Genomic DNA, 24,836 nt, shown 5'->3' on the forward strand with positions numbered 1-24,836 from the left:
ATCGCGATTCCCAAGGAGCCGAGAGGTATCCTTGGGGCATGCACTCAAAGCCCTTGTGCAAAAGGGCTGGAACACAAAAACAATTCGAGTGAACACATGAACATGCCAATAGCCAAAGCCGCCCTGGGCCCAATGCTGGACCCGCTGGAAACCGCCAGCATCGACGAGTTGCGCCAGCATCAGCTGGAGCGCCTGCGCTGGAGCCTGAACCACGCCTACAACAACGTGCCGCTGTACCGTCAGCGTTTCGATGCGCTGGGCGTGCATCCGGATGACATCAAGTCCCTCGACGACCTCGCGAAGTTCCCTTTCACCACCAAGTCCGACCTGCGCGACAACTACCCCTACGGCATGTTTGCCGTGCCGATGAACGACATCGTGCGCTTGCACGCGTCCAGCGGCACCACCGGCAAACCGACCGTGGTCGGCTACACCCAGAACGACATCGACACCTGGGCCAACGTGGTGGCGCGCTCGATCCGCGCCGCCGGTGGCCGACGCGGCGACAAGGTGCACATTTCCTACGGCTACGGCCTGTTCACCGGCGGCCTCGGCGCGCACTACGGCGCCGAACGCCTGGGTTGCACGGTGATCCCGATGTCCGGCGGCCAGACCGAGAAGCAAGTGCAACTGATCAAGGATTTCCAGCCGGACATCATCATGGTCACGCCGTCCTACATGCTCAACATCGCCGACGAAATCGAACGCCAGGGCATCGACCCGCACAAACTGGCCCTGCGCCTGGGCATCTTCGGCGCCGAGCCGTGGACCGCCGAACTGCGCAGCGCCATCGAGCAACGCCTGGGCATCACCGCCCTGGACATCTACGGCCTGTCGGAAATCATGGGCCCGGGCGTGGCGATGGAATGCGCCGAAACCAAGGACGGCCCGACCATCTGGGAAGACCACTTCTACCCGGAAATCATCGACCCGGTCACCGGCAAAGTACTGCCGGACGGGCAGATGGGCGAACTGGTGTTCACCTCATTGAGCAAAGAAGCCCTGCCGATGATCCGCTACCGCACCCGCGACCTGACGCGCCTGCTGCCGGGTACGGCGCGGCCGATGCGCCGTATCGACAAGATCACCGGACGCAGCGACGACATGCTGATCATTCGCGGGGTCAACGTGTTCCCGACGCAGATCGAGGAACAGGTGCTGAAAATCAAACAACTTGCCGAGTGCTATGAGATCCATCTGTATCGCAATGGCAACCTGGACAGCGTTGATGTGCATGTCGAGCTCAAGGCCGAGCACCAGCACCTGACCGACGAACAGCAGAAGGCTGTTTGCGGGGAGTTGAGCAAGCACATCAAGACGTACATCGGGATCAGTTCGAGGATCGTCTTGCAGCCTTTCCATTCGATCAAGCGATCCGAGGGCAAGGCTTGCCACGTGGTGGATAAACGCCCGAAAGCATGACCTCCCAAAGCATGACTGCTGCACCCCTTATGGCCCCGCTTTTGCGGGGCTTTTTTTTGGTTTTTGAGTGCACACCCATCAGCGTTTCTGTGGGAGCGAGCCTGCTCGCGATGGACGTCAACGATGACGCGTGTGAACCGGATAAACGCGGCGCACTGGCGTCCATCGCCGGCAAGCCGGCTCCTACAGGTCTTGTGAGCGACACATATCCCTTGTGGGAGCGAGCCTGCTCGCGATGGTCGTCAACGATGACGCGCGCGAACCGGAAAAACGCGGCGCACTGGCGTCCATCGCCAGCAAGCCGGCTCCTACAGGTCTTGTGAGCGACACATATCCCGTGTGGGAGCGAGCCTGCTCGCGATGGTCGTCAACGATGACGCGCGAGAACCGGAAAAACGCGGCGCACTGGAGCCCATCGCCAGCAAGCCGGCTCCTACAGGTCTTGTGAGCGAAACATATCCCTTGTGGGAGCGAGCCTGCTCGCGATGGTCGTCAACGATGACGCGCGCGAACCGGAAAAACGCGGCGCACTGGCGTCCATCGCCGGCAAGCCGGCTCCTACAGGTCTTGTGACCGGCACATATCCCTTGTGGGAGCGAGCCTGCTCGCGTTGGTCGTCAACGATGACGCGCGCGAACCGGATAAACGCGGCGCACTGGAGTCCATCGCCGGCAAGCCGGCTCCTACAGGTCTTGTGAGCGACACATATCCCTTGTGGGAGCGAGCCTGCTCGCGATGGTCGTCAACGATGACGCGCGAGAACCGGAAAAACGCGGCGCACTGGCGTCCATCGCTGGCAAGCCAGCTCCTACAGTTGAGCAGCCCACACCCGCCGCTTTTCACCACTCATCAGGCCGAGCGTTAGCTCGCCTGCAGCTCTTGATCTTGATCCACCCGCCCCCTCGGGAGGCTGAGCGGAGGTGTTCATCCGGGGATGGGCGCGCAGCGCCGTTCGACGCAGTCGAACTCATCGCATGTAGGTGCCAGCGAAGCCAACCGGAGGGCGATGCCCCCGGATGAATACCGGAGCGAAGGAACGCCGAGCCACAGCGAGGGGCCGGACGCAAGGGGCGAGACCTTTTGGTTCCTTTTGGGGCGTTTGCCAAAAGGGACTCGCCGTAAGGGCGAAACCATAAGCGGCCGTTACCGAAGCAACGGATATGTACACCGACCATCCTGCCCCCAAAAAACGACCACCCACCCAAAGCGATACAAAAAACAAATACGACACGTCATTTTCTGTTTGATATTAATTTCTGTATCGCTTATAAAGTTCCCAATGCCCCAGAACAGATTCAAGGCGGGAACTCAAAATGTACGCACAGCTAGTAGAAACAGGCGTAAAGCGCATCAAGGACCTCTCGGAAATGTCCGAACAGGAACGCGCCTTCCAGGAAAAAATCGATTCAGAAATCAAGATCGAAGCCAAGAACTGGATGCCAGATGCCTACCGCCAGACCCTGATCCGGCAGATTTCCCAGCACGCCCACTCCGAAATCGTCGGCATGCTGCCCGAAGGCAACTGGGTCACCCGCGCACCGAGCCTCAAGCGCAAACTGCAGTTGATGGCCAAGATCCAGGACGAAGCCGGCCACGGCCTGTACCTGTACAGCGCCATGGAAACCCTGGGCGCCGACCGCGATGAAGAAATCGCCAAGCTGCACAGCGGCAAGGCCAAGTACTCGAGCATCTTCAATTACCCGACGCTGAACTGGGCCGACATGGGCGCGGTGGGCTGGCTGGTCGATGGCGCGGCGATCGTCAACCAGGTGGTGCTGCAGCGCACCTCCTACGGCCCCTACTCCCGGGCCATGGTGCGCATCTGCAAGGAAGAGAGCTTCCACCAGCGCCAGGGCTACGAAATCCTCCTGACCATGATGCGTCACGGTACCCAGGCGCAAAAAGACATGGTCCAGGACGCGATCAACCGCCTCTGGTGGCCGTCGCTGATGATGTTCGGCCCAAGCGACGAACACTCGCCGAACAGCGCCCAGTCCATGGCCTGGAAAATCAAGCGCCAGAGCAACGACGAACTGCGCCAGCGCTTCGTCGACCAGACCATCCCGCAGCTGGAACTGCTGGGCTGCACTTGCCCCGATCCGGACTTGAAGTGGAACGCCGAGCGCGGCCACTACGACTTCGGCGAAATCCAGTGGAACGAATTCTACGAAGTGCTCAAGGGCAACGGCCCGTGCAACCAGGAACGCGTCGCCACCCGCCGCAAGGCGATTGAAGACGGTGCCTGGGTTCGTGAAGCCGCCGTCGCCCACGCCCGCAAAAAACAAAACAAGAACGCCGCCTGATCCGGCCACCTGATGTGGAGTAACTGAAATGTCCGAGTGGACCCTCTTCGAAGTTTTCGTGCGCAGCAAGCACGGCCTCAACCACAAGCACGTCGGCAGCGTGCATGCCGCCGACACCACCATGGCGATCGAGAACGCCCGCGAGCTCTACACCCGTCGCAGCGAAGGCGTGAGCCTGTGGGTCGTGCCTTCGGCATTGATCACCGCTTCGTCGCCGGATGAAAAAGACCCGCTGTTCGATCCGTCGGACGACAAGGTCTACCGCCACGCCAGCTTCTACGAGCTGCCGGCCGAAGTCGGGCACATGTGAGGTCGACCATGAATAACAAGACCGATCTGATCGAATACCTGCTGCGCCTCGGCGACAGCGCCCTGATCCAGGGCCAGCGCCTGTGCCAGTGGTGTGGCAAGGCCCCGGCACTGGAAGAAGAGCTCGCGCTGATGAATGTCGGCCTCGACCTGGTGGGCCAGGCGCGCAACTGGCTGGAATACGCCGCCGAACTGCTGGACGACGGCCGCAACGCCGACGACCTGGCGTTCCGTCGCGACGAGCGCGCCTACCGCAACCTGCTGCTGGTGGAACAACCCAACGGCGACTTCGCGGTGACCATGCTCAAGCAGTTCCTCTATGACGCCTGGCACTTGCCGGTGCTGCAGGGCCTGAGCCAGTCCAGCGACGAACGCATCGCCGGGATCGCCGCCAAGGCCGTGAAGGAAGTGACCTATCACCTGCGCCGCTCCGGCGAGTGGATCGAGCGTATGGGTGACGGCACCGAGGAAAGCCACAAGCGCATGCTCGCGGCCATCCCTGAAGTCTGGCGCTTCACCATTGAACTGATCGCCGCCGACGACAGCGAACAGCGCCTGTGCGAAGCCGGCATCACCCCGGCCATCGCCAGCGTCGCCGTTCAGTGGCAGGCCAAAGTCGAGCAGATCTTCACCAGCGCCACCCTGCCCGTTCCCGCGGCGCCGAACTACTTCTACCTGAATGCACGCAAGGGCCTGCACAGCGAACACCTGGGCATCCTGCTCGCCGAAATGCAGTTCCTGCCACGAGCGTACCCCGATGCAACCTGGTGAGCTGATCGCCAGCGACCTCGGCGCCCGGCCGGCTCAACCGACCGACCTGGCCGCCGCCTGGGCGATCCTGTGCGAAGTCATGGACCCGGAAGTGCCGGTGGTCAGCGTGGTCGACCTGGGCATCGTCCGCGACCTCGACTGGCAGGCCGGCCACCTTCACGTGGTGGTCACGCCGACCTACTCCGGTTGCCCGGCCACCGAAGTGATCGAGGGCGATATCCGCGAAGCGCTGGAACTGGCCGGATTCAAGGCGCCGCAACTTGAGCGCAAATTGACCCCGGCCTGGACCACCGACTGGATCAGCGACAGCGGCCGCGAGCGCCTGCGCGCCTACGGCATCGCGCCGCCCGAGGGCAGCACCAGCAAGCGCAGCCTGCTCGGCGACAGCCCGCAGGTGATCTGCCCGCAATGCGGCAGCGCCCACACCGAGGTGCTCAGCGAGTTCGGCTCCACCGCGTGCAAGGCCCTGTACCGCTGCGTCGATTGCCGGGAACCGTTCGACTATTTCAAGTGCATCTGAGCGGCGAATCGGCCGTCCCAGCTGGAGAACAACAATGAGCAAATTTCACAGCCTTACCATCAAGGACGTGCGCGCCGAGACCCGTGACGCGGTGTCCATCGCCTTCGAGATTCCGCAGGACCTGCAAGACAGCTTTCACTTCACCCAGGGCCAGCACCTGGTGATGCGCACCCAACTGGACGGCGAGGAAGTGCGCCGCTCGTACTCGATCTGCACCGGGGTCAACGACGGTGAGCTGCGCGTCGCCGTCAAGCGTGTGGCCGGCGGGCGCTTCTCGGCGTTTGCCAACGAACAGCTGAAAGCCGGGCACACCCTGGAAGTGATGCCGCCGGCCGGGCATTTCTGCGTCGAACTCGACCCGGTTCGCCACGGCAACTACCTGGCCGTGGCGGCGGGCAGCGGCATCACGCCGATCCTGTCGATCATCAAGACCACCCTGCAAACCGAGCCCCACAGCCGCGTCACCCTGCTGTACGGCAACCGCTCCAGCTCCGGCGCACTGTTCCGCGAGCAGCTTGAAGATTTGAAGAACCGCTACCTGCAACGCCTGAACCTGATTTTCGTATTCAGTCGCGAGCAGCAGGACGTCGACCTGTACAACGGCCGGATCAACGCCGAGAAGTGCGAGCAACTGTTCAGCCGCTGGCTCGACGTCAAGGCCCTCGACGCCGCCTTCATTTGCGGCCCGCAGGAAATGACCGAGACCGTGCGCGACAGCCTCAAGGCCAAGGGCATGCAACCCGAGCGCATCCATTTCGAACTGTTCGCCGCCGCCGGCAGCGAGCACAAGCGCGCCGCCCGTGAAGCCGCCCGCCAGGTGGATGCGGCGGTCAGCCAGATCACCGTGATCAGCGACGGCCGCGCACTGGCTTTCGACCTGCCGCGCAACAGCCAGAGCATCCTCGATGCGGGCAATGAGCAAGGCGCGGAACTGCCCTACTCGTGCAAGGCCGGCGTGTGCTCGACCTGCAAGTGCAAGGTCATCGAAGGCGAAGTGGAAATGGACAGCAACCACGCCCTGGAAGACTACGAAGTGGCCGCCGGTTATGTGCTGTCGTGCCAGGCCTTCCCGATCAGCGACAAGGTGGTGCTGGATTTCGACCAGCTCTGAAACAACACAAAACCCTGTAGGAGCGAGCCTGCTCGCGATGGACCCGAGATCGCCACTGGGTATCAGGTATCCAGCGTTATCGTTGACGACCATCGCGAGCAGGCTCGCTCCTACAGGGGTCCGGTGATCGACCCGGATACACCGTTTCACCCAAAACAAAAACAACAAAGGAGCGCGCGTCATGACACCCCAGGAAATAGAACTCATCGGCCAGCACCCGGATTTCATCCAGCTGGTTCGCCGCAAACAGAAGCTGTACTGGTCACTGAGCCTGGCCATGCTGGTGATCTACTTCGGCTTCGTGCTGCTGGTGGCATTCTCCCCTTCTACCCTCGGCCAATCCCTGAGCGGCGGCGTGACCACCGTGGGCATGCTGGTGGGTGTCGTCATCGTCGGGCTGGCCTTTGCGCTGACCGGTTTCTATGTCTATCGCGCCAACAACGTGATCGATCCGCTGAATGAAAAACTCAAGCAGGAGTGCGCCCGATGAACCGCCTCCTTGCACTGTTACTGCTGCCGCTGGCAGCGGTCACTGATGTCGCGATGGCCGCCGACGGCGCGTCCCGCCCACTGAACTGGAACGCCATCGGCATGTTCCTGGTGTTCGTTTTGTTCACCCTCGGCGTGACGCGCTGGGCGGCACTGCGCACACGCTCCGCCAGCGACTTCTACACCGCCGGTGGCGGCATGACCGGGTTCCAGAACGGCCTGGCGATTGCCGGCGACATGATCTCGGCCGCCTCGTTCCTCGGCATTTCCGCGATGATGTTCCTCAATGGCTACGACGGCTTGCTCTACGCCCTGGGCGTGCTGGCCGGCTGGCCGATCATCCTGTTCCTGATTGCCGAGCGCCTGCGCAACCTGGGCAAGTACACCTTTGCCGACGTGGTTTCCTATCGCCTGGAACAGACCCCGGTGCGCCTGACCTCGGCTTTCGGCACCCTGACCGTGGCCCTGATGTACCTGGTGGCGCAGATGGTCGGCGCCGGCAAGCTGATCGAACTGCTGTTCGGCATCGACTACCTCTACGCGGTGATGCTGGTCGGTGTGTTGATGGTGTTCTACGTGACCTTCGGCGGCATGCTCGCCACCACCTGGGTGCAGATCATCAAGGCAGTGATGCTGCTGTTCGGCACCACCTTCATGGCGTTCATGGTGCTCAAGCACTTCGGTTTCAGCACTGAAGCGATGTTTGCCGGCGCCACCGCCGTGCATGCCAAGGGCAACGCGATCATGGCCCCCGGCGGCTTGCTGTCCAACCCGATCGATGCGATTTCCCTGGGGCTGGGCATGATGTTCGGCACCGCTGGCCTGCCGCACATCCTGATGCGTTTCTTCACCGTCAGCGATGCCAAGGAAGCGCGTAAAAGCGTGTTCTACGCCACCGGTTTCATCGGCTACTTCTACCTGCTGCTGATCATCGTCGGCTTCGGCGCCATCGTCATGGTCGGCACCGACCCGACGTTCCGCGACGCCAGCGGCGCGATCATCGGCGGCGGCAACATGGTCGCCGTGCACCTGGCCCACGCGGTAGGCGGCAACCTGTTCCTCGGCTTCATCTCGGCGGTCGCCTTCGCCACCATCCTGGCGGTGGTTGCCGGGCTGGCACTGTCCGGCGCCTCGGCGGTGTCCCACGACCTGTATGCCTGCGTGATGCGCAAGGGCCAGGCCAGCGAGCAACAGGAGATGCGCGTGTCGCGAATCGCCACCCTGTGCATCGGAGTGCTGGCGATCATCCTCGGCCTGCTGTTCGAGTCGCAGAACATTGCCTTCCTCTCGGGCCTGGTGCTGGCCATCGCGGCGTCGGTGAATTTCCCGGTGCTGTTCCTTTCCATGTACTGGAAAGGCCTGACCACCCGCGGCGCCGTCCTCGGCAGCCTGTCCGGACTGGTCTCGGCGATCGTGTTGCTGGTGCTGAGCCCGGCGGTGTGGGTCAACGTGATGCACCACGACAAGGCGCTGTTCCCGTACTCCAACCCGGCCCTGTTTTCCATGAGCCTGGCGTTCTTCAGTGCGTGGCTGTTTTCCGTCACCGACACCTCGCCCCGTGCAGCCCTTGAGCGTGGCCGTTACCTGGCGCAGTTCATCCGCTCGATGACCGGCATCGGTGCCTCCGGCGCCAGCAATCACTAACAACGACCGACCAGTTGGCAGGGAATAAAAATAATGAGACCCGCTCGTACTGCACCTTTTGAATCACTGTTTTCGCTGGCCGCCGCATTGAGTCTGCCCATGGTCGCGCCCAGCGCCATGGCCGACTTCATCGGCGACAGCAAGGCCCGTATCGAAATGCGTAACCACTACATCAACCGCGATTTCCGTCAGGACAACGCCCCGCAGTCCAAGGCCGAAGAATGGGCCCAGGGCTTCACTGCGCGCGTGGAATCCGGGTTCACCGACGGCACCTTCGGTTTCGGCCTCGACGCACTCGGCGAGCTGGGGCTGAAACTCGACTCCAGCCCGGACCGCCGTGGCACCGGCCTGCTGCCGTTCGGCCCGCAGAGCCATGAGCCCGACGACGAGTACAGCGAGCTGGGCCTGACCGGCAAAGTGCGAGTATCCAAGAGCGTGTTGAAACTCGGCACCCTGCAACCCTTGTTGCCGGTGGCGACCTACAACGACACACGCCTGCTGGGCTCGACCTTTGAAGGTGGCTTGCTGACCAGCCAGGAAATCGACGGCCTGACGGTGAACGCCGGTCGCCTGACCAAGGCCAACCTGCGCGATTCCTCCAGCAACGATGACATCGGTTACGCCGCCGCCAGCAGCGATCACTTTGACTTCGGTGGCGGCAGCTACGCGTTCAGTCCACAACTGAACCTGAGCTACTACTACGGCAAGCTCGAGCAGATCTATCGCCAGCAATTCGCCGGACTGGTGCATACGCAACCACTGGGCAACGGTTTCAACCTGCGCAGCGACCTGCGTTATTTCGACAGTCGCGGTGACGGCGCGGAAAAGGCCGGGCGCATCGACAACCGCAACTTCAACAGCATGTTCACCCTGTCCCACGGTGCCCACAAGGTCAGTGCCGCCTACCAGCAACTGTCCGGCGACAGTGCCTTTCCGTTCCTCAACGGCGGCGATCCGTACGTGGTCAACCTGGTGACGTTCAACACCTTTACCCGCGCCGAAGAGGATTCCTGGCAACTGCGTTACGACTATGACTTCGCGGCGTTAGGCATTCCCGGCCTGACCTTCATGACCCGCTACACCGACGGCCGCCACGTCAAGGCCGGCAGCGTCGACGACGGTCGCGAATGGGAACGCGACACCGATATCAGCTACGTCATCCAGAGCGGTGTGTTCAAGAACGTCAGCCTGCGCTGGCGCAACGTGACCTTCCGCTCCGGCGATGGCTTGACGACCGCCCTCGATGAAAACCGGCTGATCGTCGGTTACACCCTGGCGCTTTGGTAATTCCGCAAGGGCGCGGTCGCGACCGCGCCATAACCGTTCACAATCAGGAGCATTCGTGATGTCCCACGCCCCTACCCTGCAAAGTTTCATCGCCGGTCGCTGGATCGGCCAACACGGCGCACAAGTGCTGCGCAGCGCCCTCGACGGCCATGAAATCTTCCGTACCCACGAAGAGCGTCCGGACTTCGCCGAAGCCATCGAACACGGTCGCCGCCAAGGCATCAGCGGCCTGATGGCACTGGACTTCCAGCAGCGCGCCCAGCGTCTCAAGGCCCTGGCCCTGTACCTGAGCGAGCGCAAGGAACAGCTCTACGCGATTTCCCACCACAGCGGCGCGACCCGTGCCGACAGCTGGATCGACATCGAAGGCGGCAACAGCACGCTGTTCACCTACGCCAGCCTTGGTTCCCGTGAACTGCCCTCGGGCAACGTCGTCCACGAAGGCCCCGCGCTGCAGCTGAGCAAGATGGGCACCTTCGCCGGCACCCACATCCTCGTGCCGCGCGGTGGCGTGGCCGTGCACATCAACGCCTTCAACTTCCCGATCTGGGGCATGCTGGAAAAATTCGCGCCGAGCTTCCTCGCCGGCATGCCGTGCATCGTCAAGCCGGCCAGCGCCACCAGCTACCTGACCGAAGCCGTGGTGCGCCTGATCGATGAATCCGGCCTGTTGCCGGCGGGCAGCCTGCAACTGATCATCGGCAGCACCGGCGACCTGCTCGACCGCCTGCAGGGCCAGGACGTGGTGACCTTCACCGGTTCCGCCGACACCGCGGCCAAGCTGCGGGTCAACCCGAACCTGATTCGCAACTCGGTGCCGTTCACCGCCGAAGCCGACTCGCTGAACTGCGCGATCCTCGCCCCGGACGTGACCCCGGACGACGAAGAGTTCGAGCTGTTCATCAAGGAAGTCGCCCGGGAAATGACCACCAAGGCCGGGCAGAAATGCACCGCCATCCGCCGCGCCATCGTCCCGGCCAAGCACATCGACGCAGTCGCTACTCGCCTGCGTGATCGCCTGGCCAAGGTAGTGGTCGGCGATCCGTCGGTGGAAGGCGTGCGCATGGGTGCACTGGCTTCCCACGACCAGCAGAAGGACGTGGCCGAGCGTCTGGAAGCCCTGTTGCAGAGCAGCGACATGCTGTTCGGCGCCCGCGACGGTTTCGAACCCCGTGGTGTAAATGTCGACAAAGGTGCGTTCTTCGCCCCGACCCTGTTGCAGGCCCGCGACCCGCATGCCGAAGGCGGCGCCCACGACATCGAAGCGTTTGGTCCGGTCAGCACCCTGATGGCCTACGACGATCTGGACGAAGCGCTGGCCCTGGCCGCTCGCGGCAAAGGCAGCCTGGTGGCCAGCCTGGTGACCAAGGATCCGCAGATCGCCGCCAAGGCGATTCCGGTGGCGGCAGCCCTGCACGGGCGCCTGCTGGTGCTGGATCGCAACTGCGCCGGCGAATCCACCGGCCACGGCTCGCCGCTGCCGCAACTCAAGCACGGTGGCCCGGGTCGCGCCGGCGGCGGTGAGGAGCTCGGCGGCCTGCGCGCGGTGAAGCACTACCTGCAACGCGCCGCGGTGCAAGGTTCGCCGACCATGCTGGCGGCGGTCACCGGCGAGTTCGTGCGCGGCGCCAAGGTCATCGAAACCGACGTGCATCCGTTCCGTCGCCACTTCCAGGACCTGCAGATCGGCGAATCGCTGCTGACTCACCGCCGCACCGTCACCGAGGCGGACCTGGTGAACTTCGGCTGCCTGTCGGGCGACCACTTCTACATGCACTTCGACGACATCGCCGCCAAGGAATCGCAGTTCGGCAAGCGCATCGCCCACGGCTACTTCGTACTGTCGGCCGCGGCTGGCCTGTTCGTCTCCCCAGGCGTCGGCCCGGTGCTGGCCAACTACGGCCTCGACACCCTGCGCTTCATCAACCCGGTGGGCATCGGCGACACCATCCAGGCGCGCCTGACCTGCAAGCGCAAAATCGACCAGGGCAAGAAGAGCCCGCAGGGCGTTCCGCAAGGGGTGGTGGCTTGGGATGTGGAAGTGACCAACCAGTTGGGAGAGTTGGTGGCGAGCTATGACATTCTCACCTTGGTCGTAAAACGCGAAGACTGATTTTCATCCGGAATCTCTGTGGGCTGTGCTGGCCTCATCGCGGGCAAGCCCGCTCCCACAGGGTTCTCGGCTGGATAAAAAATCTGCGGCACCCACAAATCACTGTAGGAGCAAGCTTGCTCGCGATGGACGTGAACAATGGCACGCGCTTTCAGGATGAACGCGGTGCTCTTGGTTTTTTCGCGAGCAGGCTCGCTCCTACAGTTGATCTGCGTTGCCTGCTAATGCTTGCGCAGCCACTCGATAAACAGCGCAAACAACTCCGACTGCGAACCCACCTCCAGTTTCAGGTACAGGTTCTTGCGGTGCATGCGCACGGTTTCCGGTGAGATGCTCATCTGGCTCGCCGTGGATTTCACCGAATGCCCACGCAGGATCATGTGCGCCACTTGCCGCTCGCGCTCGGTGAGCAAGTCACTGCCGAAATGCTCGAACGCCGACTGCACCCGGTGCTTGAGATCATCGCGCAGGCCCTGGTCTTTATCGCACTGGATCTCGTGACTGCGCAGCATCCCGCGCTGACTGAATTCGCTGATGAATTCACGCACCAGCGGTTCCACGGCGCGCAGCAGGTTCAACTGTTCGGCGCTCAGGCATTCGCCGCCGAAGCCCTGATAGAGGCTGACGGAAATCTTCGTGTCATTGCCGATATCAACGATGTAGTAGCTGTCTTCCGAGCAGCCCGCCTTCAGGTAATAGGACTTGTAGTAGTCACTGTCGAAGAAGTTGTCCGGGGCAATTTCCTCCAGGTGATAGAACCCTTGCGCCAGCCCCTGCTCCACCGCCAGGCAGAACGGATCAAGCAAATAGCCCCCGGCAAAATAGCGCTCAAGAATCGAGACCTGATACTCCTGGGCAATCCCGCGTTGATGCAGTAGCTGCGGTGCGCGGTCCTTGCGCTCCAGGCTGATCATCATCGACTCGACGGATACCAGCTGCGCCAAGGCCGACGCCAGGTGTTGCAGGGCGTCGGGCTCATCGATATGGGCGAATGCCTCGCGCATTCCCCCATGCCATTTGTGCAATGCCCCGAAGGGCATCGCGATCAGCGTATCGTCGTCTGGTTTGTTCATGCCCCGCAGTCTAGCGGGAGTACAGCCCCTTGGTAACAGCCTGTGTGGCGAATTCATTGGCCGCCATACTGACCGCTGGCCTGAAGCTCCGCTGCCACTTCGACAATGCATTCGCGCAGGGTCTCGACGATTTCATCGACCTGGGCAAACGTCAGGATCAGCGGCGGCGACATCACGTTGAGGTGCATGATCGGCCGCACCAGCAAGCCCCGGGTTTGCGCTCGGGAGTGAATCATCTCGCCAATGTTGATCTCGTCGGCAAACAATTCCTTGGTGCGCTTGTCCGCGACGAACTCAACGCAGGCCATCAGTTTCAGGCAGCGCACATCCCCCACCAGCGGCAAGTCGCGCAGGGTTGCCAGGCGCTCCTCCAGATAAGCGCCCACCGTGTCGACATGGGCCAGCAGGTTTTCCCGCTCGATGATTTCGATGTTCTTCAGCGCCGCCGTGCAGCACACCGGGTGACCGCTGTAGGTAAAGCCGTGGGTGAAGCAGCGGCCCTTGCCCGGTTCGGCGATGACTTTCCAGATGCGGTCGGAAAAGATGCACGCGCCCAGCGGCAGGTAGGCCGAGGTCAGGCCCTTGGCGGTGGTGATGATGTCCGGCTGCACGTCGAACACATCATAGGAGGCGAAGAACTTGCCCAGGCGCCCGAACGAGGTCACCACTTCGTCGGCGACGAACAGGATGTCGTAGCGCTGGCAGACGTCCCACATGCGCTTGAGATAGCCCCGTGGCGGAATGATCACCCCGCCCGAGCCCATGATCGGCTCGGCGAAAAAACCGGCGACCTTGTCCGCGCCGATCGAGAGGATCTTGTCTTCGAATTCCTTGACCAGGAACTCGAGGAACTGTGCCTCGTCCATGCCGTCCGGCGCGCGGTACGGGTTCGGGTTGGAGACGTGGTGGATCAGCGGGTTGGCGTAATCGAACTCCGGCACGCGGTCGGCGGCCTTGTTGCCGATCGACATGGTCAGGGTGGTGGAGCCGTGATAGGCATTGAACCGGGCGATGACGTGCTTCTTCTCGGGTTTGCCACGGCAGTTCTGGTAGTACTGGATCAGCCGGTAGGCGGTGTCCACGGCGGTGGAGCCGCCGGTGGTGAGGAACACATGGTCGAGGTCGCCGGGGGCCAGGCTGGCGAGTTTTTCGCACAGCTGGATCGCCACGTTGTTGGACATATCGGAGAACGGATTGGAGTAGGCCAGCTGGCGCACCTGATCGGCGATGGCCTCGGCCATTTCCTCGCGGCCCAGGCCGATGTTGGTGCACCACATGCCGCCCACCGCATCAAGGAAGCGGTTGCCCTGGGTGTCGTAGATGTAGGCGCCATCACCGGCGACGATGTTCAACGAGCCCTGCTCCGCGTGTTCGTCGAACACGTGATAGCCATGCATATGGTGAGCCTTGTCGGCCTTGACCAGCCGGGACTCGTCCGCTGGGGAGAAAACGGTGCGTGTTGGCGTCGCCATAAATAAACCTCTAACCGAAATTGACTAACGATCGAAACAAATCAGATGCCGCTTTTCACGGTGCTCCAGACCCGGGTGATCGCCCGCATGTCCTTGGCGTCCTGGGTCTTCTGCGGGAACAGGCGCTCGCGGGTCTGTGCATCGGGGTAGATCGCCGGGTTGTCGCGCACAGCGGCGTTCAACAACGGCGTGGCCGCCGCGTTGCTGTTGGCGTAGTTGATGTAATCGCTCACATCGGCCATCACCTGCGGCTGCATCAGGTATTCGAGGAACTTGTGGGCATTGGCGACGTGTGTCGCATCGGCCGGGATGTACATGTTGTCGAACCAGATCAGCGAGCCTTCCTTGGGAATGAAGTAGGCCAGGTCGATCTTCTTCTTGGCTTCGGCGGCGCGGGCCATGGCGGTGGCGTAGTCGCCGGACCAGGTCATGGCCATGCACACGTCGCCGTTGGGCAGGCTGGTCAGGTAGTTGACCGAGTCGAACTTGCGGATGTAGGGCCGCACCGACAGCAACAGTTCCTGGGCGGCTTTCAGATCCTCCGGTGCGGCGCTTCTCGGGTCGCGCCCCAGGTAAGTCAAGGCCATGGGGATGACTTCGGTCGGGGCGTCGAGCAGGGTCACGCCGCAGTCGGCGAAGCGCGAGACGATTTTCGGGTCGAAGATCATCGCCAGCGAGCCGATCGGCGCGTCCGGCATGCGCTCCTTGATCTTGTCGACGTTGTAGGTCACGCCGTTGCTGCCCCAGGTGTACGGCGCAGAGTACTGGGTGCCCGGGTCATAGCCCTGCAGGTCCTCGAGGATCTGCGGATCCAGGTTGGTCCAGCCCGGCAACTGCTTTTTATCCAGCGGCTGGAACACCTTGGCCTTGATCAGCGGCGGCGCCAGGGAGGCATTCAACACGATCAGGTCATAACCGGAATGGCCGGTGAGCAATTTGGCCTGCACCGTTTCATACGAATCGAAAGTGTCGTAGACCACCTTGATACCGGTGGCCTTTTCGAAATCGGCGATGGTTTTTTCACCGATGTAGTCCGCCCAGTTGTACAGCCGCAGCGTATTGCCGCCGTCCACTTGAGCGGCGTAGGCGTTCAATGTCAGCGGTACAACAAACAGACTGGAAATCACCTTAAGCAGTGTCTTGCCCATAGCAAATGCACCTTATAGCGAGTTCGGCTCTGGATGAGCGGATGCCCTCACTATTGGTCGATTCAGCCGGCGCAACCATACCCCGAATGGGTGTGTGTCGTTTTTGGCACACCGGCATGGCAAAAAGCGGCAGCGCAGTTGAACCGTTTTGCCATAGATCGGGGTGGGTCCGGCGCTTAAAGTGGCAGCCTGAACCGACCCTGCGGAGCCTGCGATGACAGATTTGATCAAACACGAGCAACGCGACGGCGTGTTGACGCTGACCATCGACCGCCCGGACAAGCTCAACGCGCTGAACAACGCCATGTACACGCGACTGGCCGACCTGCTGCAGGCCGCCGACGAAGACGAGCAGACCGGCGTGATCATCATCACGGGCGGCCCGACCTGCTTCACCAGCGGCAATGACCTGGTGGACTTCCTGCAGAATCCGCCGACTCATCTGGACGCCCCGGCGTTCCACTTGATGAAAGTCGTCACGCGCCTGCAAAAGCCGCTGGTCGCGGCAGTCTGCGGAGCGGCCATCGGCATCGGCACTACATTGCTGCTGCATTGCGACCAGGTGCTGGTCACCCGCAACGCCAAGCTGCGCATGCCGTTCGTCAACATCGGCCTGTGCCCGGAGTTCGGCGCCAGCCTGCTGCTGCCACGCCGGCTCGGCCATGCCCGCGCTGCGAGCCTGCTGCTGTTGGGCAACGGCCTGGACGGCAACGAAGCGGTCAATTGGGGCATTGCCAACGAAGCGTTTGACGACGGCGAGCAATGCCTGGCGGCGGCCCTCAAGATCGCCCAGCGCTTCCTGGCCATGCCCCAGCAAGCCTTGCGCCAGTCCCGTCAGTTGATGAAACAGGGGTCCCTGGCCGAACTGGAAGCCACCCTGCGCGAAGAAAACACGCTGTTCATCCAGCGCCTGAACACCGACGAGGCGAAAACCGCCTTGAACGCCCTGCTCAATCGCAGTACAGACAAGAATCCACCGAAAGGAAACCAGTCATGAACACTCCAGAAATCTACGTCGTCAGCGCCGCCCGTACCGCCATCGGTACCTTCGGCGGTTCGCTCAAGGACGTGCCACTGGCCGACCTCGCGACCACGGCCGTAAAGGCCGCCCTGGAGCGCGCAGCCGTGGACCCGGCGCTCGTCGGCCATCTGGTGATGGGCAACGTGATCCCGACCGAAACCCGCGATGCCTACATCTCCCGCGTCGCGGCGATGAACGCCGGCATCCCGAAGGAAACCCCGGCCTACAACGTCAACCGCCTGTGCGGTTCGGGCCTGCAGGCGATCATCAACGCCGCCCAGACCCTGATGCTTGGCGATGCCGACATCGTCGTCGGTGCCGGCGCCGAATCCATGAGCCGCGGCCCGTACCTGATGCCGTCCGCCCGTTGGGGTTCGCGCATGGGCAACGCCCAGGTCATCGACTACATGCTCGGCATCCTGCATGACCCGTTCCATGGCATCCACATGGGCATCACCGCCGAGAACGTCGCCGCGCGCAACGGCATCACCCGCGAAATGCAGGACGCCCTGGCGCTGGAAGACCAGAAACGCGCGGCCCACGCGATTGCCAACGGCCACTTCAGCGAGCAGATCGCGACCGTGGAAATCCAGGATCGTAAAGGCGTCAAACTGTTCAGCGTCGACGAGCACCCACGCGCCACGTCCCTGGAACAGCTGGCGGCGATGAAGCCGGCGTTCAAGAAGGATGGTTCGGTCACCGCCGGTAACGCCTCGGGCCTCAACGACGGTGCCGCCGCACTGGTCATGGCCAGCGGCAACGCGGTCCAGGCCAACAACCTTAAACCCCTCGCCCGTCTGGTCAGCTACGCCCACGCCGGCGTCGAGCCGGAATTCATGGGCCTTGGCCCGATCCCGGCCACCCGCCTGGCACTCAAGCGCGCCGGCCTGACCGTCGCCGACCTCGACGTGATCGAAGCCAACATCGCCTTCGCCGCCCAGGCCTGCGCCGTCAGCCAGGAACTCGATCTTGACCCGGCCAAGGTCAACCCGAACGGTTCGGGCATCGCCCTGGGTCATCCGGTGGGCGCCACCGGCGCAATCATCGCCACCAAGGCCATCCACGAACTGCACCGCACCGGCGGCCGTTACGCGCTGGTGACCATGTGCATCGGTGGTGGGCAGGGGATTGCGGCGATTTTCGAGCGGGTCTAAGCAATAGCCAAAAAAAGGCCGGTGATCGCGCAGATCACCGGCCTTTTTTTCATTTCCGCGCGCCGATTGTTTGATGGCTTTTATCCGCGAACGGTTCGTAATCCGTCATTACCGCAGCCGCGGCAAGAAACCTCGGGATGACTAGGTCTTTTGTGGCTTGATCCACGCCAACATCCAGGCCACCACCGCACATACCATCAAGGTCGCGCCCAGTGCCTGCCCCCAGGCCGCCAAGATCAGCCCGCCACCGATCAACAGGTAATACAGCAACCCAAACAGCGCGCCGGCCGTACCCAGTCGATCACCGTAGTTGACCAAGGCCGAACCGAGGATGTTCGGGATCGCCATGCCGAAAGCCAGCACCACCAACACCATTGCCAGCACGAAAAGCACACGGTCCTCCATCAGCCAGACGAAACCGGCACCCACCAACATCAGTAGACCAGAGGCCTGGATCAGCTGTGCACCACTCCAGCCTCGTTGCAGCAGGCGTTTATTGAGCGCGGCCCCAAGGCCGGAGCCCAGGGCCAGGATGACGCCACTGTAGCCGAACATTTGCGCACTCAGCCCCAGCCGCTCAAACATGAAGGGCGCCAGGCTGTAGTAGCTGAACAGGCCGATGTTGAAGACTGCCACCAGTAACGTCGAACGCCAGATATCGCGATCCCGGAGCATTTGCCACAGCGTCTCGAACAGCGCCGGCGAAGCCACAGGCTGAGGTCGGGTTTCCGGCAAAACCCGCAGGCACCAGCACCACAGTCCAACCGATAGCAGCAGGAGCCCTCCCGGCACGCCTGGAAAACCGAAGCCTTGTACCAGGCTTGCTCCGGCGAACAGCCCGATGGCCGGGCTGGCGGCCAGTGCGATGCCCATGAGCGAAAACACCTGGGCCAGTGCCACCCCCTTGAAGCGGTCGCGCAACACGGTTTGCGTAACGACCGAGCCCACCGCTGCGCCAAACGCGGCGAGGCCTTGGGCCGCCAACAGTGCATCGAAGGTGCTGACACCGAGCGCCATCAACGAAGCCGCGGCGTACAGGGCGAACCCGGCAAGCATCGTCGGGCGACGCCCGATCAGGTCGCACATCCGCCCCCACACCACCACGCCGAACGCGAACGCCAGGAAATAGATGGAAAGCATTTGCGCCGCCGCCTGCGGCCCGACGGCAAAGGCCCGTCCGATGTCCGCCAGCGCCGGGCTGTAAATGGATTGTGCCAACTGCGGGAACATCAGCAGCGCGACGGCCAGTACCACGATTTTCTTGTCATTCATCACGGCTTCACTTTGAAAGGAGATTGCCGTGCAGATTAAGAAATCGTGACTGTCGTACTATCAGAACCCTGCCAATTTATCGCTGAAATCGGACAACCCATGGCCTGGCTCGACGCCCACGCACATTTCGATCCCGACAGCTTCACCGCACCGGTCATCGGCATCGCCGCAACCCTCGGTGACCACGATTCGGGCCTGCATCAACATCAACGCGGGCAACTGCTGTTTACCCGCCAGGGCTGCACGCGCATTACCCTGGCGCAGCAGCTGTGCCTGTTGCCACCCTCGCGCGCGGCGTGGATTCCTTGCGGTGTGGCCCACCGCGCCGTGATGCAACAGAGCGTCGACTACCGTTCCATCTACCTCAGCCCCGAGTTATGCGCAGACCTGCCGCAACAGGTCTGCGTGATTGAAGTCAGCCCGTTGCTGCGGGCCGTGCTCGAGTCGATAGCCCACGCCCGCTTCGACACCGCCTGGCAGCAGGGAAAATACGTCCATCTGCTGGGGCTGTGCCTGAGCGAAATTCGCGACGCGGCCCGCCAGCCCATGCTGCTGCCGCTGCCGTCGGACAAACGCCTGGCACCGCTGCTCGCGACCGTCGACAAGCTGCCGCCGAAACTTCAGGCACTGCAGGCACGCATAGGCGCCAGCGGCCGCACCATTGGCCGAATATTCCAGCGCGAGACCGGCATGAGTTATCAGCAATGGCGGCAACAGTGGCGGCTGATGCGCGCCATCGAACTGCTCGCGACCGGACGAAACATCGGCTACAGCGCTTTTGAACTGGGATTTGCCAGTGACAGTGCCTTCATCGCCTTCTTCAAGGACATGACCGGTATCACCCCCGGCGACTGGCTGAAACAGGACCTGACGACCGGCAGCATAAAGCATTTGCCACAAAATATTACATGCGTCATATTATAGTCATCATAATTAACCGCCGCCCTGACAGGTATCCCTCCATGACCAGCATGCCCACCGTTGAACCCGACCTGGCTGCCCCGGTGACTGCCGCCAAACCGCCCCTGCTCAGACGCCTGCTGCTGCCAACCGTGGGCATCGCAGCACTGGTTCTGGCCGGTATGTATGGCGCGCATTGGTGGACTGCCGGACGTTTCATCGAGGAAACCGACGACGCCTACATCGGTGGCGATGTCACAGTGATCGGGTCGAAAGTGGCGGGTTACATCGACGAAGTGCTGGTGACCGACAACCAGAAGGTCAAGGCCGGCGACGTGCTGATTCGCCTCGATTCGCGCGACTACCGCGCCAACCTGGCCAAGGCCGAAGGCGCAGTGGCCGCCCAGGAAGCCCTGCTGGCCAACCTCGACGCCACCGAACAACTGCAACAGGCCGTCATCGGCCAGGCCCGCGCCGGCATCGACGCCGCCGGTGCCGAAACCGCCCGCTCCCGGAACGACGACAGCCGCTACAAAAAACTGGTGAGCACCAACGCCGTCTCGGTGGAGAGCGCGCAGCGGGCCAACGCCACGTTCAAGACGGCCCAGGCCCAAAGCAACCGCGCCCAGGCTGAACTGCTGGCCGCGCAACGCCAGTTGAATGTGATCGACACCCAGAAACAGCAAGCCCGGGCCGCCCTGATCCAGGCCAGGGCCGAGCGCGACCTGGCGCAATTGAATGTCGGCTATACCGAACTGAAGGCACCGGTCGACGGTGTGATCGGCAATCGCCGGGCACGGATCGGCGCTTATGCCCAGGCCGGCTCGCAATTGCTCTCGGTGGTGCCGGCCAGCGGTCTGTGGGTCGATGCCAATTTCAAGGAAGACCAACTGGCCCGCATGGTGCCGGGGCAACGGGTGGTGATCCGTGCCGACGTGCTGTCGGGTCAGGAGTTCCACGGCCACCTCGACAGCCTGGCCCCTGCCAGCGGCTCGCAATTCAGTGTGCTGCCGCCGGAAAACGCCACCGGCAACTTCACCAAGATCGTGCAGCGGGTGCCGGTGCGGATTCACCTCGACCCGGCCGACAGCGTGCTCGGCCACTTGCGTCCGGGGCTGTCTGTGACCGCCGAAGTCGACACGCGCAAGGAGCCTGAAGCGCCAGCCGTTGCGAGCGCGCCATGAGCCGCGCCCTCGCCGCCCCGGCGCAGCCATTCGATGCCGCGAACATGGCGACGGCGACCAAGGTCTTCGCCTTTGCCAGCATGTGCATCGGCATGTTCATTGCGTTGCTGGACATCCAGATCGTCTCGGCTTCGTTGCGTGACATCGGCGGCGGACTGTCCGCCGGCACCGACGAAACCGCGTGGGTGCAAACCAGCTACCTGATCGCCGAAATCATCGTGATCCCGCTGTCCGGTTGGCTGTCGCGGGTGTTCTCGACGCGATGGTTGTTTTGCGCATCGGCGGTGGGTTTCACCCTGACCAGCCTGCTGTGCGGCGTGGCCTGGAACATCCAGAGCATGATTGCCTTCCGCGCCCTGCAAGGGTTTCTGGGCGGTTCGATGATTCCGCTGGTGTTCACCACCGCGTTCATTTTCTTCACCGGCAAGCAACGGGTAATCGCCGCCGCGACGATCGGCGCGGTGGCCTCGTTGGCACCGACCCTGGGGCCGGTGATCGGTGGCTGGATCACCGACATTTCATCCTGGCACTGGCTGTTCTACATCAACCTGGTCCCCGGCATCTTTGTCGCCGTGGCCGTGCCGATGCTGGTGAAAATCGACCAACCGGAACTGTCGCTGCTCAAAGGCGCGGATTACTTGAGCATGGTGTTCCTGGCGCTGTTCCTCGGCTGCCTGGAATACACCCTCGAAGAAGGCCCGCGCTGGAACTGGTTCAGCGACCGCACCATCCTGACCACCGCGTGGATCAGCGGCCTGGCCGGCCTGGCGTTCATCGGCAGGACCCTGCATGTCGCCAATCCGATTGTCGATCTGCGTGCCTTGAAGGATCGAAATTTTGCCCTTGGCTGTTTCTTCTCGTTCGTCACCGGCATCGGCCTGTTCGCCACCATTTACCTGACGCCGCTGTTCCTCGGCCGGGTGCGTGGCTACGGAGCGCTGGACATTGGCCTGGCGGTTTTCTCCACCGGGGTGTTCCAGATCATGGCGATTCCGCTGTATGCCTTTCTGGCCAACCGCATCGACCTGCGCTGGATCATGATGACCGGCCTTGGGCTGTTCGCGTTATCGATGTGGGATTTCAGCCCGATCACCCATGACTGGGGGGCCAGGGAGTTGATGCTGCCGCAAGCCTTGCGCGGGATTGCCCAGCAACTGGCGGTGCCTCCGACGGTGACCTTGACCCTCGGCGGCCTGGCGCCGGCGCGGCTCAAGCATGCGTCGGGGTTGTTCAATCTGATGCGCAACCTGGGCGGCGCCATCGGCATTGCCGCCTGTGCGACCATTCTCAACGACCGCACCAACCTGCATTTCACCCGGCTGGCGGAGAACCTCAACAGCACCAACGAGGCGCTCAACCAGTGGCTATCCCAGGTCGGCAACAACTTCGCCGCCCTCGGCCAGAGCGGTGACGCCGGGGTCACCGCCAGCCTCCATCAGCTGTGGCTGCTGACCTACCGCGAAGCCCAGACACAAACCTATGGCGACGCGTTTCTGATGATCGGAGTGTGCTTCGTCATCGCCACGGCGATGGTGCCCCTGATGCGCAAGGTGCAACCACCGGCCGCGCCGAGTGCCGATGCGCATTGATGCGTGTGCTGGTCAGGCCTGAGGCATTTTGCGGAAGCCGATGGCCAGGCGGTTCCAGGCGTTGATGGTGGTAATGGCGACGGTCAGGTCGACCAATTCCTTGGCATCGAACTGGGCGGTAGCCAGTTCGTAGTCTTCGTCCGGGGCGTGGGTCTGGCTGATCAGGGTCAGGGATTCGGTCCAGGCCAGTGCGGCGCGTTCACGTTCGGTAAAGAACGGCGTTTCGCGCCAGGCCGACAACGTGGCCAGACGCCGCTCGGATTCACCGCCCTTGCGCGCGTCGGCACTGTGCATGTCCAGGCAGAAGGCGCAGCCGTTGATTTGCGAAGTACGCAGCTTGACCAGTTCGATCAGGTTTTTTTCCAGCGGCAGTTTCGACACTGCGGTTTCCAGAGCGATCATCGCTTTGAGGGCATCAGGGGACGCGGTGTAGAAATCGATACGGGTTTTCATGGTGTGTTTCCAGGGCAAATGGGTGTGTCACTAAGTTAGTCCCGCGACCGGTCTGCACAAATAGCCAATCTTGCAGAAGTCGAGGAGGCCATTCACACCCGATTGCGCAACCACTGCAAAAAGCCCTTTTTCGCCGCCACCACCGGCAGGTCCTCACTCAGGATTTTCGCTTTTTGCAGCCGGTAATCGAGCAAGGCTGTCATCGCATCATTGATATCGTGACGGGCATCCAGGCACGGCTTGAGGTATGACTTTTCGATGCGGTACAGGCCACAGAAGGTCTTGGCGGTAAACTGCGCAGGCAGCGCGCTCTCGGTGAGAATGCCCGCTTCGCCGATCACCTCTCCCGGGCCCATGCGCCCGGATTCGTAGGGCGCTCCGTGGCGCATCAAGGTCACCGAGATCACGCCGGACTCGATAATGAACAAGTGATCGCTGACCTCCCCCGCTTCCAGGACCACCTCGCCGGCGCGGAAGGTTTGCAGGGTCATGTTCTGGCTGAACGTGTCTTTCTCTTCCTGGCGCAAGGTGGAGAAAATCGGCGAGCTGTCCAGCAACGACCGCTGTCGTGTCAGGTTGATCGGCGGGCTGGGCTCCACGCTCGACAACAGATTCACCCCGGATGCCTGCAAGTGCCGATAGGCCAGGTCGTACAGCTGGTTACGCACCGAGCGTTTCTCGTCCATCGACGCGACAAAGCCGTTGATTTCGTAGGTCGCGCCGGTGTTGCTCGCGGTTTTCAGGCCGACGCTTGGCGACGGTGTATCCAGCAGCGCGCGGCAACCTTGCATGGCCCGCTCCAACGCCTCGATGACGGTGTTCGGCCGCGCGTGGGGGCTCACTTCCAGGGATACGGAAATGCCGAACATGTCGTTCGGCCGGCTGAAATTGATGATCTTGGCCTTGGCCGCCAACGAGTTGGGAATCACCGCCATGCAACCCTGGGAGGTTTGCAGGCGCGTGGCACGCCAGTCGATGTCGGTGACCTTGCCCTCCATGCCGTCGATGGAGATGTAGTCATCCAGTTGATAGGGTTTGGTGGTGTTGAGGACGATCCCGGAAAACACGTCACTGAGGGTACTTTGCAAGGCCAGGCCGACAATGATCGCCAACGCACCGGAGGTCGCCAGCACGCCCTTGACCGGCAGGTCCAGCACATAGGCCAGGGCGGCAATGACCGCGATCAGGAAAATCACCGCGCCGAGCAAATCCTGGAGCAAGCGCCCGGTATGCCCGACCCGCTGCATCATCACCGCACCGATCAGCACTGTCAGGGTCCGCGCGCCGAACAACCACCAGCCGATCTGCAACCCGGTGGCCGCCAGGTGCAGCGGCACATTGTCGGCCCAGGGCGGGGGCTCCATCGGGTTCAGGCCCTCGTTGAACAGCAGGAGGCTGAACAACGAAAAAATCACCACCCGCACCAGCAGCCGCCAGGCACTGCCAAAGGCGCTGAGCAAGTACCACAACCCGAGGTCGATCAGGATCAGCGCCATTGCACAGATCAGTGGGTGTTCAGTGAGCAATGACAGCATCAAGCAACTCCAGCCAGGGCCAAGAACGCGAAGATCGCATGGATTGGCCATAGTGTAGGAGCAATT

The 24,836-nt window shown here is 62.5% G+C and carries 21 protein-coding genes; 15 read left to right on the plus strand and 6 right to left on the minus strand.

Annotation, left to right across the window (positions count from 1 at the left end; all coding sequences use genetic code 11):
• Window positions 1–96: 96 nt before the first annotated feature.
• The 10 genes from paaK to paaZ all read left to right on the plus strand — a co-directional run bounded on the left by paaK (window position 97) and on the right by paaZ (window position 11,969).
• The gene (gene paaK, locus EI969_RS10475; RefSeq protein WP_160387633.1) at window positions 97–1,422 is read left to right on the plus strand and encodes a phenylacetate--CoA ligase PaaK; all 1,326 of its coding nucleotides are present in this window, start codon (window positions 97–99) and stop codon (window positions 1,420–1,422) included.
• 1,313 nt (window positions 1,423–2,735) lie between these two features.
• Window positions 2,736–3,725: a 1,2-phenylacetyl-CoA epoxidase subunit PaaA gene (gene paaA, locus EI969_RS10480; protein ID WP_160387636.1), complete on the plus strand. Its 990-nt coding sequence runs from the start codon at window positions 2,736–2,738 to the stop codon at window positions 3,723–3,725.
• Between the two features lie 28 nt (window positions 3,726–3,753).
• Entirely contained in the window at window positions 3,754–4,035 is a 282-nt protein-coding gene (paaB, locus tag EI969_RS10485; protein WP_007943393.1) for a 1,2-phenylacetyl-CoA epoxidase subunit PaaB, read from the plus strand.
• Between the two features lie 8 nt (window positions 4,036–4,043).
• Window positions 4,044–4,805, plus strand: coding sequence for a 1,2-phenylacetyl-CoA epoxidase subunit PaaC (gene paaC / locus EI969_RS10490; RefSeq protein ID WP_160387637.1), 762 nt, complete (start codon window positions 4,044–4,046; stop codon window positions 4,803–4,805).
• Window positions 4,792–5,325, plus strand: coding sequence for a 1,2-phenylacetyl-CoA epoxidase subunit PaaD (gene paaD / locus EI969_RS10495; protein WP_160387639.1), 534 nt, complete (start codon window positions 4,792–4,794; stop codon window positions 5,323–5,325). Before paaC ends, paaD begins: the two co-directional genes overlap by 14 nt.
• A gap of 34 nt (window positions 5,326–5,359) precedes the next feature.
• Window positions 5,360–6,436 (plus strand): 1,2-phenylacetyl-CoA epoxidase subunit PaaE, encoded by a 1,077-nt coding sequence (gene paaE / locus EI969_RS10500; RefSeq protein ID WP_160387641.1) that lies wholly within the window; start codon window positions 5,360–5,362, stop codon window positions 6,434–6,436.
• A 181-nt stretch (window positions 6,437–6,617) separates the two neighbouring features.
• Window positions 6,618–6,926, plus strand: a complete 309-nt coding sequence (locus EI969_RS10505) for a DUF485 domain-containing protein (protein ID WP_160387643.1) — start codon at window positions 6,618–6,620, stop codon at window positions 6,924–6,926.
• On the plus strand, window positions 6,923–8,569 hold the full coding sequence (locus EI969_RS10510; protein ID WP_160387645.1) for a cation acetate symporter: 1,647 nt from the start codon (window positions 6,923–6,925) through the stop codon (window positions 8,567–8,569). The genes EI969_RS10505 and EI969_RS10510 overlap by 4 nt, the downstream gene beginning before the upstream one ends.
• Before the next feature lie 33 nt (window positions 8,570–8,602).
• Window positions 8,603–9,856 (plus strand): OprD family porin, encoded by a 1,254-nt coding sequence (locus EI969_RS10515; protein ID WP_160387647.1) that lies wholly within the window; start codon window positions 8,603–8,605, stop codon window positions 9,854–9,856.
• 58 nt (window positions 9,857–9,914) lie between these two features.
• On the plus strand, window positions 9,915–11,969 hold the full coding sequence (paaZ, locus tag EI969_RS10520) for a phenylacetic acid degradation bifunctional protein PaaZ (protein WP_160387649.1): 2,055 nt from the start codon (window positions 9,915–9,917) through the stop codon (window positions 11,967–11,969).
• A 221-nt stretch (window positions 11,970–12,190) separates the two neighbouring features.
• On the opposite strand, the gene EI969_RS10525 is transcribed toward paaZ, so the two are convergent.
• Genes EI969_RS10525 through EI969_RS10535 form a run of 3 tightly spaced genes read right to left on the minus strand, consistent with a single transcriptional unit; the run spans window position 12,191 to window position 15,662 of the window.
• Window positions 12,191–13,099: a helix-turn-helix transcriptional regulator gene (locus EI969_RS10525; RefSeq protein WP_160387651.1), complete on the minus strand. Its 909-nt coding sequence runs from the start codon at window positions 13,097–13,099 to the stop codon at window positions 12,191–12,193.
• A complete protein-coding gene (locus EI969_RS10530; RefSeq protein WP_160387653.1) occupies window positions 13,096–14,514 on the minus strand; it encodes an aminotransferase in 1,419 nt (472 codons plus the stop codon). Before EI969_RS10530 ends, EI969_RS10525 begins: the two co-directional genes overlap by 4 nt.
• A 41-nt stretch (window positions 14,515–14,555) precedes the next feature.
• Window positions 14,556–15,662 (minus strand): polyamine ABC transporter substrate-binding protein, encoded by a 1,107-nt coding sequence (locus tag EI969_RS10535; protein WP_160387655.1) that lies wholly within the window; start codon window positions 15,660–15,662, stop codon window positions 14,556–14,558.
• Between the two features lie 214 nt (window positions 15,663–15,876).
• On the opposite strand from EI969_RS10535, the gene EI969_RS10540 reads away from it, so the two are divergent.
• Together EI969_RS10540 and EI969_RS10545 are read left to right on the plus strand one after the other, a co-directional pair.
• Window positions 15,877–16,659: an enoyl-CoA hydratase-related protein gene (locus EI969_RS10540; RefSeq protein ID WP_160387657.1), complete on the plus strand. Its 783-nt coding sequence runs from the start codon at window positions 15,877–15,879 to the stop codon at window positions 16,657–16,659.
• Complete coding sequence (locus EI969_RS10545; RefSeq protein WP_160387659.1) at window positions 16,656–17,837, plus strand: acetyl-CoA C-acyltransferase family protein; 1,182 nt, start codon at window positions 16,656–16,658, stop codon at window positions 17,835–17,837. The genes EI969_RS10540 and EI969_RS10545 overlap by 4 nt, the downstream gene beginning before the upstream one ends.
• A gap of 141 nt (window positions 17,838–17,978) precedes the next feature.
• Here the strand turns inward: EI969_RS10545 and EI969_RS10550 are convergent, their stop codons facing one another.
• Entirely contained in the window at window positions 17,979–19,109 is a 1,131-nt protein-coding gene (locus EI969_RS10550; protein ID WP_160387661.1) for an MFS transporter, read from the minus strand.
• A gap of 99 nt (window positions 19,110–19,208) precedes the next feature.
• Here EI969_RS10550 and EI969_RS10555 point away from each other — a divergent pair, with 99 nt between their 5' ends.
• Genes EI969_RS10555 through EI969_RS10565 form a run of 3 tightly spaced genes read left to right on the plus strand, consistent with a single transcriptional unit; the run spans window position 19,209 to window position 22,782 of the window.
• On the plus strand, window positions 19,209–20,033 hold the full coding sequence (locus EI969_RS10555) for a helix-turn-helix transcriptional regulator (protein WP_160387664.1): 825 nt from the start codon (window positions 19,209–19,211) through the stop codon (window positions 20,031–20,033).
• A 38-nt stretch (window positions 20,034–20,071) separates the two neighbouring features.
• Window positions 20,072–21,193, plus strand: a complete 1,122-nt coding sequence (locus tag EI969_RS10560) for an HlyD family secretion protein (protein WP_160387666.1) — start codon at window positions 20,072–20,074, stop codon at window positions 21,191–21,193.
• Window positions 21,190–22,782 carry a DHA2 family efflux MFS transporter permease subunit gene (locus EI969_RS10565; RefSeq protein WP_160387668.1) on the plus strand — a complete coding sequence of 531 codons (1,593 nt, stop codon included), beginning with the start codon at window positions 21,190–21,192 and terminating at the stop codon, window positions 22,780–22,782. The genes EI969_RS10560 and EI969_RS10565 overlap by 4 nt, the downstream gene beginning before the upstream one ends.
• A 12-nt stretch (window positions 22,783–22,794) precedes the next feature.
• On the opposite strand, the gene EI969_RS10570 is transcribed toward EI969_RS10565, so the two are convergent.
• Both EI969_RS10570 and EI969_RS10575 read right to left on the minus strand, forming a co-directional pair.
• A complete protein-coding gene (locus EI969_RS10570; protein WP_150715793.1) occupies window positions 22,795–23,235 on the minus strand; it encodes a carboxymuconolactone decarboxylase family protein in 441 nt (146 codons plus the stop codon).
• Window positions 23,236–23,327: 92 nt separating this feature from the next.
• Window positions 23,328–24,770, minus strand: a complete 1,443-nt coding sequence (locus tag EI969_RS10575; protein ID WP_160387670.1) for a mechanosensitive ion channel domain-containing protein — start codon at window positions 24,768–24,770, stop codon at window positions 23,328–23,330.
• Window positions 24,771–24,836: the final 66 nt, after the last annotated feature.

This window comes from Pseudomonas sp. PB101 (genome assembly GCF_009764265.1).
In the GTDB taxonomy this organism is placed as follows: Bacteria; Pseudomonadota; Gammaproteobacteria; order Pseudomonadales; family Pseudomonadaceae; genus Aquipseudomonas.